The sequence below is a fragment of the Nocardia flavorosea genome, from assembly GCF_015477805.1.
In the GTDB taxonomy this organism is placed as follows: Bacteria; Actinomycetota; Actinomycetes; order Mycobacteriales; family Mycobacteriaceae; genus Nocardia; species Nocardia flavorosea_A.
Genome location: NZ_JADLQL010000002.1, coordinates 1,162,613 through 1,177,249, shown reverse-complemented (window position 1 = coordinate 1,177,249; position 14,637 = coordinate 1,162,613). Strand labels below are relative to the sequence as shown.

General features: G+C 66.5%; 12 protein-coding genes. 11 read left to right on the top strand and 1 reads right to left on the bottom strand.

Annotated features, from left to right (window positions below):
• Window positions 1–23: 23 nt before the first annotated feature.
• A complete protein-coding gene (locus tag IU448_RS14240) occupies window positions 24–800 on the top strand; it encodes an SDR family NAD(P)-dependent oxidoreductase (RefSeq protein ID WP_195055976.1) in 777 nt (258 codons plus the stop codon).
• Window positions 801–853: 53 nt separating this feature from the next.
• Entirely contained in the window at window positions 854–1,624 is a 771-nt protein-coding gene (locus IU448_RS14235) for an SDR family oxidoreductase (RefSeq protein ID WP_195056322.1), read from the top strand.
• 11 nt (window positions 1,625–1,635) lie between these two features.
• Here the strand turns inward: IU448_RS14235 and IU448_RS14230 are convergent, their stop codons facing one another.
• Window positions 1,636–2,907: a PucR family transcriptional regulator gene (locus IU448_RS14230; protein WP_195055975.1), complete on the bottom strand. Its 1,272-nt coding sequence runs from the start codon at window positions 2,905–2,907 to the stop codon at window positions 1,636–1,638.
• A gap of 200 nt (window positions 2,908–3,107) precedes the next feature.
• On the opposite strand from IU448_RS14230, the gene IU448_RS14225 reads away from it, so the two are divergent.
• The 9 genes from IU448_RS14225 to IU448_RS14185 all read left to right on the top strand — a co-directional run bounded on the left by IU448_RS14225 (window position 3,108) and on the right by IU448_RS14185 (window position 14,612).
• Window positions 3,108–4,970 carry a hydantoinase/oxoprolinase family protein gene (locus IU448_RS14225; RefSeq protein ID WP_195055974.1) on the top strand — a complete coding sequence of 621 codons (1,863 nt, stop codon included), beginning with the start codon at window positions 3,108–3,110 and terminating at the stop codon, window positions 4,968–4,970.
• On the top strand, window positions 4,960–5,316 hold the full coding sequence (locus IU448_RS14220; RefSeq protein ID WP_195055973.1) for an acetone carboxylase subunit gamma: 357 nt from the start codon (window positions 4,960–4,962) through the stop codon (window positions 5,314–5,316). The genes IU448_RS14225 and IU448_RS14220 overlap by 11 nt, the downstream gene beginning before the upstream one ends.
• Entirely contained in the window at window positions 5,316–7,448 is a 2,133-nt protein-coding gene (locus IU448_RS14215) for a hydantoinase/oxoprolinase family protein (protein ID WP_228812696.1), read from the top strand. The genes IU448_RS14220 and IU448_RS14215 overlap by 1 nt, the downstream gene beginning before the upstream one ends.
• On the top strand, window positions 7,445–9,577 hold the full coding sequence (locus IU448_RS14210; RefSeq protein ID WP_195055972.1) for a hydantoinase B/oxoprolinase family protein: 2,133 nt from the start codon (window positions 7,445–7,447) through the stop codon (window positions 9,575–9,577). The genes IU448_RS14215 and IU448_RS14210 overlap by 4 nt, the downstream gene beginning before the upstream one ends.
• Window positions 9,574–10,368: a hypothetical protein gene (locus tag IU448_RS14205; protein WP_195055971.1), complete on the top strand. Its 795-nt coding sequence runs from the start codon at window positions 9,574–9,576 to the stop codon at window positions 10,366–10,368. The genes IU448_RS14210 and IU448_RS14205 overlap by 4 nt, the downstream gene beginning before the upstream one ends.
• Window positions 10,369–10,748: 380 nt before the next feature.
• Entirely contained in the window at window positions 10,749–12,104 is a 1,356-nt protein-coding gene (locus IU448_RS14200) for a hypothetical protein (RefSeq protein WP_195055970.1), read from the top strand.
• A gap of 233 nt (window positions 12,105–12,337) precedes the next feature.
• Window positions 12,338–13,141: a TIGR03084 family metal-binding protein gene (locus IU448_RS14195; RefSeq protein WP_195055969.1), complete on the top strand. Its 804-nt coding sequence runs from the start codon at window positions 12,338–12,340 to the stop codon at window positions 13,139–13,141.
• 358 nt (window positions 13,142–13,499) lie between these two features.
• The gene (locus tag IU448_RS14190; protein ID WP_195055968.1) at window positions 13,500–13,973 is read left to right on the top strand and encodes an SRPBCC family protein; all 474 of its coding nucleotides are present in this window, start codon (window positions 13,500–13,502) and stop codon (window positions 13,971–13,973) included.
• A gap of 9 nt (window positions 13,974–13,982) precedes the next feature.
• Window positions 13,983–14,612 carry a ribonuclease H family protein gene (locus tag IU448_RS14185; protein WP_195055967.1) on the top strand — a complete coding sequence of 210 codons (630 nt, stop codon included), beginning with the start codon at window positions 13,983–13,985 and terminating at the stop codon, window positions 14,610–14,612.
• Window positions 14,613–14,637 lie beyond the last annotated feature (25 nt).

The following is a 14,637-nucleotide window of genomic DNA, read 5'->3' as shown; positions in this document are numbered from 1 at the left end:
CGGAGACGAAAAGCCTTCTCGACATGGAAAATCGCGTGGCCCTGGTCACCGGGGCGGGCCGTGGAGTCGGTCGCCGGATCGCCCTCGACCTCGCCCTGCACGGGGCCGCGGCAGTGGTGGTCAACGACTTCGACGCCGAGCGTGCCGGCACCGTAGCGGACGAGATCAGGCGCCGGGGGGTACCGGCGATAGGAGTCCAATGTGATGTCGTGGACTTCGACGGAGTGGAAGCGATGTTCGCGAAGGCGCGGGAGGCATTCGGTCCGGTCGGTGTGCTGGTGAACAATGCCGGCAACCAAGGTGGCAGTGGTGCGGCACCACCGTCGGCCCCGTTCTGGGAGCAGGGGCCAGCCCAGTGGGTGCCCTCCCTCGAAGTGAATCTGAACGGAGTCTTCAACTGTTCACGCCATGCCCTGGCGCAGATGGTCGCCGATGGATCGGGCGGGCGTATCGTCACCGTGATATCCGATGCTGGCCGAGTGGGTGAAATCGGCGGCCTGGAAGCATATTCGGCTGCCAAAGCCGGAGCATCCGGCTTGACGCGATCCTTGGCCCGGCTCGGCGGCAAGCACCAGGTGACGGCCAACAGCGTCGCACTCGGCGCCACCCGCACCCCTGCCACCGAGGACATTTTGGCCGACCCCGAACAACGCAAACGGATCCTGTCGCAGTACATGGTGCGGCGTATCGGTGATCCCGCCGATGCCTCCGGCATGGTGACATTCCTGGCGTCCGCCGCGGGGGCATGGATCACCGGGCAGACCATCCCGGTCAACGGTGGCTACTCGGTGACGATGTGACCGCCGTTGCCGGGGGGGCGTCCACCGCTTCGGGCAGCGAGTTCACCGCCGACATGTTCGGGGTGGCGGGTAAGACGGCGGTGGTCACGGGGGGAACCAGCGGTATCGGTTCGATGATCGCCGCGGGACTCGTTCGGGCGGGCGCGCATGTCATGGTGGTTTCGCGCAAGCCGGATACCTGCGCGGCCGCCGCCGCCGACCTGGCCCGGTTCGGCCGTTGCCACGCCACGCCCGCGGACGTCTCCACCCCGGCCGGGGTCGGCGCGGTGAAACAGGCGGTTACCGAGGTGTTCGATGGGCGACTCGACATCCTGGTCAACAATGCCGGCGCCACCTGGGGCGCCCCGCTCGAGGAATTCCCGGACGCGGCGTGGGGCAAGTTGGTGAACCTCAACCTGACCGGGGTGTTCCGGCTCACCGTTGCGTTGCTGGACGCGCTGCGGGCCGCGGCCGCTCCCGGTGATCCCGCGCGCGTGATCACCATCGGCTCCATCGCCGGCATCCGGGTGACAGAACTCGAGAACTATCCGTACAGTGCGACGAAAGCCGCCGTGCATATGCTCACCCGGCATCTCGCCCGGCGTCTTGCCGGCGAGCAGGTGAATGTCAATGCGATCGCCCCCGGCTATTTCGCGAGCCGCATGAGTGCTTTCGTCTTCGACGATCCGGAGGCCAAACGCGCAATCGACGAGTCGATTCCCCTCGGCCGCACCGGAGAAGCCGCGGATATCGCCGGAGCTGTGCAGTTCTTGTCCTCGCGTGCGGGTGCTTATCTGACCGGGGCGGTTATTCCGCTGGACGGCGGGATCGTGGACTGCACCTGAGCGGTCCCCGCTCAGCCGGCCCGGGTGGAGTCGGTGACGAGGGGCGCCAACTCCACCGCTACCCGAAGCGGGAGACTGGCGGGATCGACACGCCGTCCGAGTAGCGTCTCGATGCGTTCGAGTCGTTTCACCACGGTGTTGGGATGCACATGCAGGCGACGCGCGGTTCTGGTCGGGCTCGCCAATTCGTCGAGATAGATCCGCAGCGTCTGCAGTAACCGGACCGTCGCCTCGCTGCCGTCGGCGAGTCGGCCCAGTTGCCTGCGCACGAACATGCTTGCCGCGGCGACATCGCGGGAGGCCAGCGCCGCCACCGCGACGTCGTCGTAGAGTACGGGCGTGCCTTCACCGGCACTGCCCGTTGCTTCCCCCACTCGACGCGCCTCCAACGCGTCGAGATGGGTGGCGCGGAACCCGCCCATTCCGGCGTGCAGAGATCCCCACGCACAGCGGGTTCCCGGAGGCAATGCAGTCTCCCGCACGAGTCGGCACCAGTTGTCGTCCCGACTACTGATCCAGCCGAACACGCTGTTCTCCCCGGTCGGCACCCAGAGATGCCGGCGGGGGCGCAACCGTTCGGTGAGCGTGGTCAGCACACCCTCGAGCCGGTCCAGTTCGGAAAGCTGTTCCACCCAGGCCACATAGCCGATATGCGTGCTGTTCATTTCGTAGCCCAATTCGCGTTCGGCGTCGGCCTGGCTCACCGTGCCGGCCAGCAGTCCGGTGACCACCTCTGTACGGTGCGTGGACGAACGCCGGGCCAGCAATGCCCGCTCGGTGGTGTACGCCGTGGCTGTCACGGAGCTCGCTATCCGGAAATAGGAGAACAGGTGGGCCGATACGTGTTCGAGCACATCGGCCCGCTGCACAGGCGGGAGCTCATAGCGCCCGTCACGCATGGCCGCGACGAGCCGCCGCCACAATGTCGCGTGGATCTCCTCGAAGGCCCGCAACAGCACGGGCAGCCGCAGCATCTCGTGGCGGGCGATCGCTCTGGTGTACCGGTCGACGAATGTCGGTACGGCCATCCGGCCGTCCTGCCGGGACTCTCCGGCGCATTCGGTCAATGCCTGCAGATGGACCTGGATCGCACTCCTGACCTGTGTGAGCGGTTCATCGCGCGCAACAGCGAGCTCCGGGACGGCACTGATCGCGCTTTCCACCAGGGCGTCGAGTAGCTCGTCGTGCTCGTTGCCGAGCCAGTGGACGAGCCAGTGCAAGGGAGTCGTCGGCACGATGCCCACGCCGGAATCCTCGATCGTCGTTGCTGTTGCGCTGCCCATGCCCCGGACCGTAGCCGCGTTCCGGTGGCAGCACCTGCTCGTTCCCGCAGCGAATCTCTTCGGTCGCGCACGCTTCGCATCGTTGTCCGCGGACGCCACCGGAAGGTGTCCGCAGAGCCCATTGAGTGCCGTATTTGGGCCCGCCAGGGTAGTTGTGACGTCCACCACGGACCTGCGCGGTGCGTTCGGAGAGGAGAGACATGGCGGTCATCACGATCGATATCGATACCGGGGGTACTTTCACCGACAGCTTCGTCGTGCGCGATGGGGTCGCGCGCACGGTCAAAACACTGACCACACCCCATGACCTCGCTGTGTGCTTCCGCAATGTCATCGAGGGCGCGGCCGACGAACTGGGCACCACGGTGGCGGACATGCTGCGGGACACCGTATCGGTGCGCTACGCCACCACCGTAGGCACCAATACTGTGCTGCAGCGCCGCGGGCCGCGCCTCGGTCTGCTCACCGACCGTGAAACGGTATCAGCGAGCGTACGCAGCGGTATCGGGCTGTTCGTAGCCCCGGAGATGGTGGCGACCGTCCCCGCGGGCGGCGACGCGCAGGCCCGGACGGAATCGCTGTCCGCGGTCCGGACGCTGCTGCGCGACGGCGCGCGAGGGTTGGTGGTGGCGTGTTCCGAGGCCGCCGGGACGAATGACCCCAGTGGTGAAGATTCTCTCGCCGATACGTTCGCCGAGCACTATCCCAAGCATTGCCTGGATTCCGTGCCACTGTTGCGTACCGGTGAGATCTGCGCCGATCCGGATCAGCACCGGCGGATCGCGACCGCCTTGTTCAACGCCTACGTCCATCCGGAGGTCGCCGACTTCCTGTACCGGGCCGAGGACTATCTGCGTGCGCAGGGCTACCACCGGCCGTTACGGATCGTGCACAACGACGGCGGCGCGGCACGAGTCGCCCGAACCGTCGCGGCAAAGACCTACAACTCGGGTCCGATGGCGGGGCTGCTCGGCGCCCGGGCCGTAGCGGCGCACTACGGGCTGGGTGATCTGGTGACTCTCGATATGGGCGGGACCAGCCTGGACGTGGGCATCGTACGCAACGGCGAGGTGCCGATGCGCCGGCACGGGCAGATCGAGGACATCGAGATCGCCTTCTCTCTCCCCGACCTGGTCCCGCTGGGCGTCGGCGGCGGATCGATCGCGTGGCTCGACGGTGCCGACCTGCGAGTCGGGCCGCGCAGTGCGGGCGCCACCCCGGGACCGGCCTGCTTCGGTTTCGGGGGTGACGCGCCCACCGTCACCGATGCCGATGTGGTGGTCGGGGTCCTGCGGCCCGACGCGTTTCTCGGCGGGAATATGGAGATCAGCGTATCCGCCGCCGCACAGGCATTCGAGCCGCTGGCCGAGGCGTTGGGCGTCGGAGTGGTCGAGGCCGCCGAGCAGGTACTCGCCAGGGTCCACCGGGACTCCGGGGAGCGGCTCGCGGCGGAGCTGCGCGCTCGCGGAATCGACCCGAAGACGGTCACAGCCCTAGGATTCGGTGGTAACGGGGCGACCCACGGCGCCGCGATCGCGGCGGCCGCGGGTATCGATAATCTGCTGATCTTACCGTTTGCACCGGTGTTCTCCGCTTTCGGTGCGTCCACGGTGGACATTCGCTACCGGCACGAGGCCCGAGCGCAGTCGGCTACCGAGGACGACCTCTCGACCAGAGCATTGCGGGATATGCGCGGGGAAGGCGTCGATGCCGGGGACGTCGAACTCACCGTCGACCGGTTCGAGCGCGACGGTGTCGGCTGGATAGCCGTGGAAGCAAATCACACACTGCCGCATCTGGATCTTGCCCGGATCGAACCCCCGGCCGCCGCCGCGATATCGGCACAGGTATCCGAGCCGGTCCGCTGGCCGGGCCACGGCGAGCTGGACACCGTGGTCGTAGAGCGCGCGCGATTGCGGGTGGAGGAAACACTGGCCGGCCCGGCGCTCGTCGACGCGCCGGAGACCACCTGTGCCGTGCCGCCGGGATGGTCGGTCGTCATGGATGCACTCGGCACCCTCCGGCTCAGCGCATCGACAAGGAGTGACAACGATGAGTACTGACACTGTTCGGATCACCGAATACCTCGAACTGGACCTGACGAACGTGACCTGGAACTGCGTACGCTGCAGCCACGTCATCGGTTCGGCGCACGAGAACTACAAACACGGGCTGAAACTGTACGACCGCGATCCGCGGACCATCTATCCGGCACGTTTCGAAGGCGCGCACAGCTTCGCTCCCGACCCCACGTGGTGCCGCATCGTGGAGTACTACTGCCCGGGCTGTGGTGTCCAGATGGAGACCGAATACCTTCCGCCGGGCCACCCCCTCGCCCACGACATCCAGATCGATATCGACGCCCTGCTGAGCGGCACCGGAAACCGCACGGAAAGGCCGGCCAACTGATGGAAATCAACGTCGATATCGGCGGAACCTTCACAGACTGTCTCGCCACGGCCGCGGACGGCCGGGTCACGACAGCGAAGGCGCTGACAACCCACCACGATCTATCCCTGGGATTCCTGCGCGCGGTAGCCGATATCGCCGCCGAATCCGGTTCGGACACCGACACGCTGCTGCGCGAGACCACGACCATCCGCTACGCGACCACATTGGGTACCAACGCCCTGATCGAACGCAACGGGCCGCGGCTGGGACTGCTCACCACACGGGGCCACGAGGACACCGTTCCGATCGGCCGCTGCCGGCAGTGGGCGGACGGATTGCCCGCCACCGCTACCCGGGACCTCTCCCGCGCGCAGCGTCCCATACCGCTGATCGAATCCGAACAGATCGCCGCACTCACCGAACGCGTGGATTCCTCCGGCCGGGTGGTGCTCCCGCTGGACCCGGACGAGGTACGTGATCGCGTCCTCGACCTCGTCGACCGAGGAGTTCGCGGGTTCGTCGTCTGCTTGCTCAACAGTCACCTCAACCCGGCGCACGAGCGGATGGTGCGCACGATCGTCGAGCAGGAGTACCCGAACTACTATCTCGGCCGGTTCCCAACCATTCTGTCCCACGAAGTGTCCGGCCGAGCAGGTGAGTACGCGCGGACGATGACAGCCACGATCGACGCTTACCTGCACCGGTTCACCGCGGACCGGCTGTCCGCGCTGCGCGACGAACTACGCACCCGCGGCTACCGCGGCGAACTGCTGCTGGTGCACAACAGTGGCGGTATGGGCAGCCTCGCGGGCACCACGCCGATCCAAACCGTGCACGCCGGTCCGGTATCCGGCCTCTACGGGTCTCGGCATCTGGCGCTCGCGCGAGGTTACGACAAAGTCGTCACCACCGATATGGGCGGGACCTCTTTCGATGTCGGCATCGTGGTCCGTGGATCGGTCCGGTTCTACGAGTTCAACCCGGTTATCGATCGGTGGCGGGTGCAGATCCCGATGATGGACATCTCAGCGATCGGAGCGGGTGGCGGCTCGATCGCACGGGTCGATCCCATCTCCGGCATCGCGGTGGGGCCGGCGTCGGCGGGCTCCGACCCCGGCCCCGCCTGTTACGGCCAGGGCGGTACCGAGCCCACTGTCACCGATGCCAATCTCGTGCTCGGGTATCTCGATCCCGACAACTACCACGGTGGCAAACTCCGGCTGGAGGTTCGGCGCGCCGAGCGGGCGATCGCCCGCCGGGTGGCCGAACCGCTGGGTATCTCGATTCCGGAGGCGGCGCGGCAGATCCGCAGGGTGGTGGACGAGACCATGGGCGCGGAAATCTTCAAAAGCATCACCGTCAAGGGATACGACCCCCGCGAGTTCACCGTGTTCTCCTTCGGTGGCGGCGGCCCGATGCACGCCTGTGGCTACGCACGGGCGCTCGATGTGAACGAAGTGGTGGTGCCTCCGCACAGCTCGGTGTTCTCCGCGTCCGGCGCGGCCGGGCTCGAACGGTTGCATATCTATGAGCGGTCGGTCTGGATGGTGTTGTTCAACCCGCTGACCAAGCAGCTTTTCGACGATTTCGCCGGATTCAATGCCATTGTGGACGAGTTCCATGCCCGGGCGGTCGCGGATTTCGACGGGCAAGGCTTCGGGATCGACGAGATCGAGACCGTCGTAGAACTCGACATGCGCTCCACCGGACAGCTCTACGTCATCACGATCGCCAGTCCGGTGCGCCGGTTGGAGACCCGCAGCGATCTCGCCGACGTCATCAAGGCGTACTTCGACGAGTACAGCGATCGCTTCGGCGATCTGGCACTGACCAAGGAAATCGGTATCTCCATCGACGCGATCCGGGTACGCGCCTGGATCCCGAGACCGGCACCCCGGCAGGTGGAGCGCCCCGCGACGGGTGATCCGGTCAGCACCGCCTACAAAGGAACCCGCGCCTGCTGGTGGGGCACCGCGGACCGGCCGGTGGAGACCGAAGTCTACAACTACGCGGCGCTGAGCGCCGGACACCGGCTGGCCGGCCCCGCGATCGTCGAGGCCGACGACACCATCATCCTGATCGAACCGGGTTGGCGGGGCGAGATGGACGGCTATGGATTCTTCACCATGCGGCAGGAGGCCCGCTCATGAGCACGACCGACGCAAGCGCGGAAGAGTTCCTCGCGAACCTGCTGAACAATCAGCCCGTGATGTACGGGCCGGACCCGGAGATAACCGGCGAGTACCGCCTGCGTCCGCGCACCAGGCGCGAAGACGAGGCCCTGGGTACGATCACCGATCCCACCGATCTGGCGGTCGGGCTCAGCCGGGTGGAAGCCGTACTGGAATCCTCGATGGAGATGCTCCAGCAGATCAGTGCGTCGGCCGCGGCCAAATGGGGCGACTTGATCGTCGGAATATACACCCGGGAGGGTGATTTCGCGATCGCCACTTCCAGCGGGGTGAACATCTTCTCGGCAACAACTTCCTCGGTGCCGAAGTTCATCGCACGCTACTGGGCCGATGAGCCGACGGTGGGCGTCGCCGAAGGTGACGTCTTCTATCACAACGACGCCAACTACGGCGGCACCCACAATCCGGATCACACCCTGTTGATTCCGCTGTTCTGGGAAGGCGAGCATGTCGCCTGGATCGGCGCGATCATCCACGAGGGTGAGAACGGCGCCGCGATCGATCAAGGCGGCTTCTGTGTCCGCGCGACCACTAAATACGGCGAAGGCATCCGTATTCCGCCGATGAAGATCGGTGAGGACTACATCGTTCGGCGCGATGTGGTGAACCTGTTCCAGAACCAGGTCCGCGACCCGATGCTGTGGCTCACCGATATCCGCGCCAAACTCGCTGCAGCCCGCACGGTGGAACGCCGGATGCACGAATTCATGGGCGAACGTTCCCCGGAACTACTCATCGCCACCATGCGCTCCGTGCTCGAGACCACCGAGGCCGAGGTACGCCGGCGTATCGCGTCCTGGCCCGACGGCATCTACCGCGGCGTGCACTTCGCCGACAGCACACTCATCGAAGAGCGACTGTTCAAGCTGTGCGTAGAGCTGGAGAAGCGCGGCGACCAGCTCACCGTGCGCACCAGCGGCAGCGCGCCTTCCATCGACCGCGCGCTGAACACCCAGGCGCATTTCACCCGGGCCATGGTGGGCAACCTGTTCATGAATTTCCTGTACGGCGATCTACCACGCACCGCGGGGTTCATCTCCGCGCTCGATTTCGAGCTGGAACCGGGATCCATCGTCACCGCCGGCCCGGAACAGCCGAGTTCGCTGTCGCTGCTGACCATGTTCAGCTTCAACGCCGCGCTGCATCAGGCGGTGACGAAAGCAATGTTTGCGGCGCCGGGGGTGGCCAAGCCGATGGCACCCTGGTACGCCATGGTCCCCACTCTGCAATACGGCGGCCTGAACCAGCATATGCAGGTGACCGCGAACGTCTCGACGGAAATGAACGCCGCCGGCGGTGGGGCGCTGTGCGATCGCGACGGCGAGCACGCCGCCGGCCCCGTATTCGCGCCCGTCTCCGACTGGGGCGAAATGGAACTGCGTGAGGCAGAACTACCGGTGCTCGGCCTGTGGCGGCACATCCCGCCCGACAATCACGGTTTCGGCAGGTTCCGCGGCGGGTCTTCTGTCGAATGGTCGTACATGCTGTACGGAAGTCAGATGTTCGCCTTCGGCATCACCAGTATGGGTGGCCGATTCCCCGTAACCGGCGGCATGTTCGGCGGTTACGGCGGGCCGTGCACACCATTGGCCCGGATCCGTCCCGAGGGCGGCGTGGAGGCTGTGCGCCGCTGGCTGGCCGAGGGCGGGAAAGGCCTCACCTACGACGGTGCGAGCACCGTCGCCGCCCGGTCGATCCCCGGCGAGTACACGGTCACCAACCCGATGCTTGCCGCGGACCCCATCGTGGAAGGTGATATCTGGATACAGCGAGTCGGTGGCGGCGGTGGTTACGGTGATCCGCTCGAACGCGCCCCGGAAGCGGTAATGGTGGACCTGCGCCGTAACCTCATCAGCCCCGAGGTGGCCAGTGCGCTCTACAAGGTGGTGTGGGACAGCGAACGAATGGTTGCCGACCACGACGCGACACGCGAAGCCAGAGAACGTGAACGTGCGGACCGGCTGCGCAGGGGTCGTTCCTACGACGAGTTCGTCGCGTCGTGGCGCGCGGATTCGCCCCCCGAGCACCTGCGCTTTCTCGGTACGTGGGACTGGGACGACAAGATCATGGAGGAGCAGCAGCGATGATCTTCGCGCCGGTTTTGCAGGATGTGGCCGCTCGGATGGCCGGTGTACCGCCCGGCCAGTGCGCCGACCCGGTCCGGCAGGCATACCGGCTGCGTGACGCCGTAGCACTCGTGCGGCCGGACTGGGTGGTGACCCATCACCACCCAGGTGCCGAAGCCGACCGGGTACGGGCGGCCGGTAACGAGACCGACCTGATCGATATCGTGCTGGCTGCCGGCCCGCCCGTCGGTGACTACGTGGAGCTGACCCGGGTGCTCACGGCCTTGTACCCCGGCCGCGCGGTCGCGGCATCGCTCACCGGCCCGGTGGGCATGGCCGAGGCTCTGACACGCGGGCCCGGTGAAGTCGTGGCCGATGTCCTGGACTGCGGAGATCTGCTCGCCGAACTGATCACGCAGTACGTTGCGGCAGGTGCCACCCGGGTTGTGGTGTGGGAACCCGAGACACTCGGCCTGCCGGCCGAGGCGGTCACCGAGGCGCACACTCCACTGGTCCGGAAACTGCGCACGCTGGGCGTACCCGGAGTGCTGTGCGGTGGGGCCGATATTTCCGGTACCGGATATACCGCACACGCCTTGCCGGGCCGGGGGGTGGGTGCGGCACTCCTCGCCCCGGACAGCTTCACGGAGGAAGGTGCCTCCGCGAATTTCGAGGCATGGCTGCGCGAGTGGTTCGGGCGGTCCGAGATCGGCAGCCCGACGGCGCAGGAAACGGTTCTGCTGAGTGATGGGCCGCTGGCCGCGGAGAGCTCGATGAGAATGTTGCGCGCCGCGGGGCAGCGCGTGAAATGAGTATCCGACACTCTGTCGCGGACGGACATGGTGATCCAGCATGACACGGGTGCGGTGGTCGGCCAGGGGCAGTGGTCGCTCGTCCGCGGGGACCCGGCGATGAGGTGCTGTCGGTCGCTGCGACTGACAGCACCCTTGTCCGCGGGACGGCAGCCATGGGTGTGCGAGCCGGCCGGCCGCCTGCGTCCCGGTCTCTGAGCCCACCGGCGATCAGTGTCCGGCGAAGGACCCATTTCCGTTTCACGGCGGTGGGGCCGCGGATGCCCACCCCGGGTCCGTACGCCCAGCGCCGGCGGAGCCGGGGGCGCTGATTGACACCCGGGACGGCCCGGTGACAATGTGAGCATCGAATCCACAATCCGGCCCAAGGGGAGCGCGCGATGATCACACTCTCGTCCGGAGTGTTGATCGATTGGGAGGAACTCACCGGGCAGACCAAATTCGTGGTCGACCTGATCAGTTTTCCGATATTCAGCGCGGCGGCCGGCTGGTTCACCAACTGGACCGGTGTGGTGATGCTGTTCTGGCCGCTGATGTTCCGCGGGGTCCGGATTCCGGGACTCGCCGTGCTCTATCCGTATCTCCCGCGCCGGGTGCAGGTGCTGCCCACCTTTTCCGAAGACGGTTCCCGGCTCGGCTTCCAGGGCTTCATTCCGGCGCGAGCCGAGAAAATGGCCAGTATCTGCGTCGACAAAGCATTGATGCGAATCGGCAGTCCGCGGGATTTCATTCACGAACTCGACCTCGACGGTATCGCCGACTATGTCGCCGCTCTCGCCGGTAAACAGGTGAAGCCCATCGTCGACGAGGTGATGAACCGGGAGAACCCGGACCTGTGGCAGAACCTGCCGCGGCCGATGCGCCAGCTCATCTACCAGCGGGTCCAGCGGCAGATGCCGGAGTTGTGCGCGAAGGCGTTCACCTCGCTCGGCGACAATGTCGATCAGCTGATCGATATCAAGGGTTTCGTCATTCGCTATCTGCAGGACAACCCGCATATCCTCAAGGACCTCACCACCACCATCGCGGCTCCCGAACTGAAATTCATGACCCGGATCGGTTTGCTCGGCGCACCGTTCGGATTGCTGCTCGCGTTGTACCTGCATATTCACCAGGACATCCCCGTATGGGGCTGGGTGCCGGCGTGGGTGATCGTCGCGCTGGTGACTGCGCTCATCGGTGTGGTGGTGAATATCATCGCCGTCCGGGTGGTGTTCACTCCGGGCGATCCGCAACCGCGCTACAAGTATTTGTGGAAACAGGCCCTGCTGGCCAAACGGCAACCGCAGGCCGCCGTGGATCTGGCGCATATTCTCGCCTATCAGGTATTGACCCTGCCGAACCTGTCCAACGAACTGCTGAACGGACCCAACGGCGACAAGACTCGGCTCCTGCTCGAACAACTCATTTCCGATGAGATCCACCGGCAACTCGGGCGCACGACCTCGGTGGTGCGGGCCGCGTTCGGCCGCCGGCAGTTCGACAATTTGAAGGTGGGTGCGGCCGGGGCGGCCGTGGGGCTGGCGCCGGCGCTGGTCGAGGATGCCGATTTCATCCGGGAGCAGGCCGAGAAGATCGATGAGTTCGCCGCCCGCAAACTCCAACTGCTGACTCCCGGCGAGTTCATGGAGATGTTCTATGCCTCCGTAGAGCAGGACGCCTGGTTGCTGTATCTGCACGGTGCGGTACTCGGGTTGTTCGTGGGCGCCACCCATCTGCTGATCTTCGGCTGGTAGCGCCGACAGAAAACAAGCACGCTTGCTTGTATCTGGCGCAGTCCACTGGAATGCTGGGGCCGGACAGCAGCGCCCGCACCGAACACACCCCGGCACCGGCGTACCGAGACGGCACCGCCACCGGACCGCACACGGGACCGGCCGGGCAAGCCATACCGACCCGGCTCGACGGACGCACCACCACGCCGGTCGAGCGACGCACCCGCCGGTGCCGTAGGAAAGCGAACCAACCGATGGCCGATCTGAACACCCTGCTCGACGACCTGGCCGCCGAGAGCGCCGAACTGGAAACCCTGGTCGCACCGCTGCCACCTGCGCAGTGGGCACGGCCCACCCCGGCCGCCGGCTGGACCATCGCCCATCAGATCGGCCATCTCGCCTGGACCGACGAGGTCGCCGGCCTGTCTGCCAGGGATGCCCGCACCGGAGACACGCACTTCACCGAACTGCTGACCGAGGCCGCCGCGCGGATTACGACCTTCGTCGACGACGCCGCGGCCGAAGCCGCCGGTATGCCGGTCCCTGACCTGCTGGAACGCTGGCGAAACGGCCGGAAGGCCCTCGCCGCGGCGTTACGCGACGTCCCCGGCGAAGCCAAGGTCGCCTGGTTCGGGCCGCCCATGCGACCGGGGTCGATGGCCACGGCACGACTCATGGAAACGTGGGCGCACGGTCAAGATATCGCCGACGCTCTCGGTGTCCACCGCACACCGACCGATCGACTACACGCAGTGGCACATATCGGTGTGCGCACCCGGGATTTCGCCTACGCCGTACGGGAGCTGCCGGTTCCGGCGGCGGAATTCCGGGTCGAGCTCACCGCACCGTCGGGCGCACTGTGGTCCTGGGGCCCACCGGACGCGCAGCAACGGGTCACCGGACCGGCACTCGATTTCTGCCTGCTGGTTACCCAACGGCGCCATCCGGACGATCTGGCGCTGCAGACCACAGGCAGCGAGGCCGGAAGGTGGCTGCCCATCGCCCAAGCCTTCGCCGGGCCGCCGGGCGAGGGCCGGAAGGCCGGCATGTTCGCTTGACCGGGGCCGGCGAGCGCCGGACCAGGGTCGGGCGCAGCCGGACATCGTTGGCCGGGTGCCTGCGCGCGGCAGTCGAGTACGGCGCTCGCCGGCTGCTGTTATGTACCCCCGACACCGTCCGCGAAAACCTGCGCCGGGGCCGGCCGCCGAACCGGACGACCGGCATGCCACTGTGATGCCGGTCTCCGGCTATCGCTCCCTCGTCACAGCAGCTTCGATGTCCAACTGCTCTGATACGATTTCGGCACTATTCGGCCGTACATCACATATGCGCCGCACGGCTATCGATTCCCGGGACTGCCGGAAATAAAGAGGAAGGCTATAGTATTTTTGTCGGGCAGCCGTGGAGGGAGGGCCCGTGGGCTTCATCAAGTACGCAAGCGATGTGACGGCGCCGATCACCGTGGCGTTCGCTTATGCAGACAATCCGCGGTCCATGACGGAGTGGCTGTCAGGGGCCGAACACGTTTCGCCGCACGGCGAAACCGACCGCGGGCTCGGGGCCCGGTATCGCATCCGGCTCCGATTCGGGCTGTGGCGGCCGGTGCTGAACTGCGAGGTCACCGAGCATCGCCAGGACGCGGTGATCGGCTACACGCTGGCCGGCGGACTGCTGACCGCCTGTCTGACACTGCGTTTCGATCCACTCGGCCGCGGCAGATCCGTACTCACCTCCGAGCTCGACTACACCGGTTCGCGCGGTTTCGTCGCCGCCTTGCGCGACCGGCCACGCAAGGCGCTGTTGCGCAGCGCACTGCGCCGCAGCGAATCGCGATTGCGCGCAGCCATCGAAGAATTGCACGGTACAGATCTTGTCGGCCGACTTGCGTAGGGTACTGCCATGATCATCGTGAGTACCGACGGTTCATGCCTGCGAAACCCCGGCGGGGCCATCGGCTGGGCATGGGTAGATCATGCGGGCGGCGCAGAAAGTGGCGGCGCCGCAACGGGTACCAATCAGATCGCCGAGTTACGCGCCGTCCTCGAAGCCATCCGCTCCCACCCCGGCGCCGACCCGCTGCTGATCGAGAGCGATTCGCTCTACGCGATCAAATGCGCCTCCGAATGGCTGCCCAACTGGCGTAACAACGGCTGGCGCACCTCCACCGGCGGCGCGGTGAAAAATGTCGAACTCATCCGCGATATCGACCACGCCATCGCCGCCCGGCCCGGCCCGGTCCGGTTCCGCTGGGTCCGCGGCCATGTCGGCAACTACTTCAACGAACAGGCCGACGCACTGGCCGGCGCTGCCGCCCGCAAGGCAGCGGCCACCGCCCCACGCGACCACCGCACCGCAACCGGCGCGCGCCCGGCCATCACCGAGAAAACCACCGTGAGCACAACCGCCGGCGACCCGGCCGTTGCGCGCCCGGCACTCGAGACCTCCGCGGCAGCAGGGAAGGCTGCGGAACCGGCGGCCGGCCCGGCCGCCGACTACGCGACAACAGCGCAGGCACTGCGCCTGTTCTGAATCAGGTGCGGCACCCGCGCTGTTG

What these genes read in the sequence shown, in the direction of transcription:
- IU448_RS14240 (WP_195055976.1), top strand. Translation starts at nt 24, where the DNA reads ATGGAAAATCGCGTGGCCCTGGTCACCGGGGCGGGCCGTGGAGTCGGT.
- IU448_RS14235 (WP_195056322.1), top strand. Translation starts at nt 854, where the DNA reads ATGTTCGGGGTGGCGGGTAAGACGGCGGTGGTCACGGGGGGAACCAGC.
- IU448_RS14230 (WP_195055975.1), bottom strand. Translation starts at nt 2,907, where the DNA reads ATGGGCAGCGCAACAGCAACGACGATCGAGGATTCCGGCGTGGGCATC.
- IU448_RS14225 (WP_195055974.1), top strand. Translation starts at nt 3,108, where the DNA reads ATGGCGGTCATCACGATCGATATCGATACCGGGGGTACTTTCACCGAC.
- IU448_RS14220 (WP_195055973.1), top strand. Translation starts at nt 4,960, where the DNA reads ATGAGTACTGACACTGTTCGGATCACCGAATACCTCGAACTGGACCTG.
- IU448_RS14215 (WP_228812696.1), top strand. Translation starts at nt 5,316, where the DNA reads ATGGAAATCAACGTCGATATCGGCGGAACCTTCACAGACTGTCTCGCC.
- IU448_RS14210 (WP_195055972.1), top strand. Translation starts at nt 7,445, where the DNA reads ATGAGCACGACCGACGCAAGCGCGGAAGAGTTCCTCGCGAACCTGCTG.
- IU448_RS14205 (WP_195055971.1), top strand. Translation starts at nt 9,574, where the DNA reads ATGATCTTCGCGCCGGTTTTGCAGGATGTGGCCGCTCGGATGGCCGGT.
- IU448_RS14200 (WP_195055970.1), top strand. Translation starts at nt 10,749, where the DNA reads ATGATCACACTCTCGTCCGGAGTGTTGATCGATTGGGAGGAACTCACC.
- IU448_RS14195 (WP_195055969.1), top strand. Translation starts at nt 12,338, where the DNA reads ATGGCCGATCTGAACACCCTGCTCGACGACCTGGCCGCCGAGAGCGCC.
- IU448_RS14185 (WP_195055967.1), top strand. Translation starts at nt 13,983, where the DNA reads ATGATCATCGTGAGTACCGACGGTTCATGCCTGCGAAACCCCGGCGGG.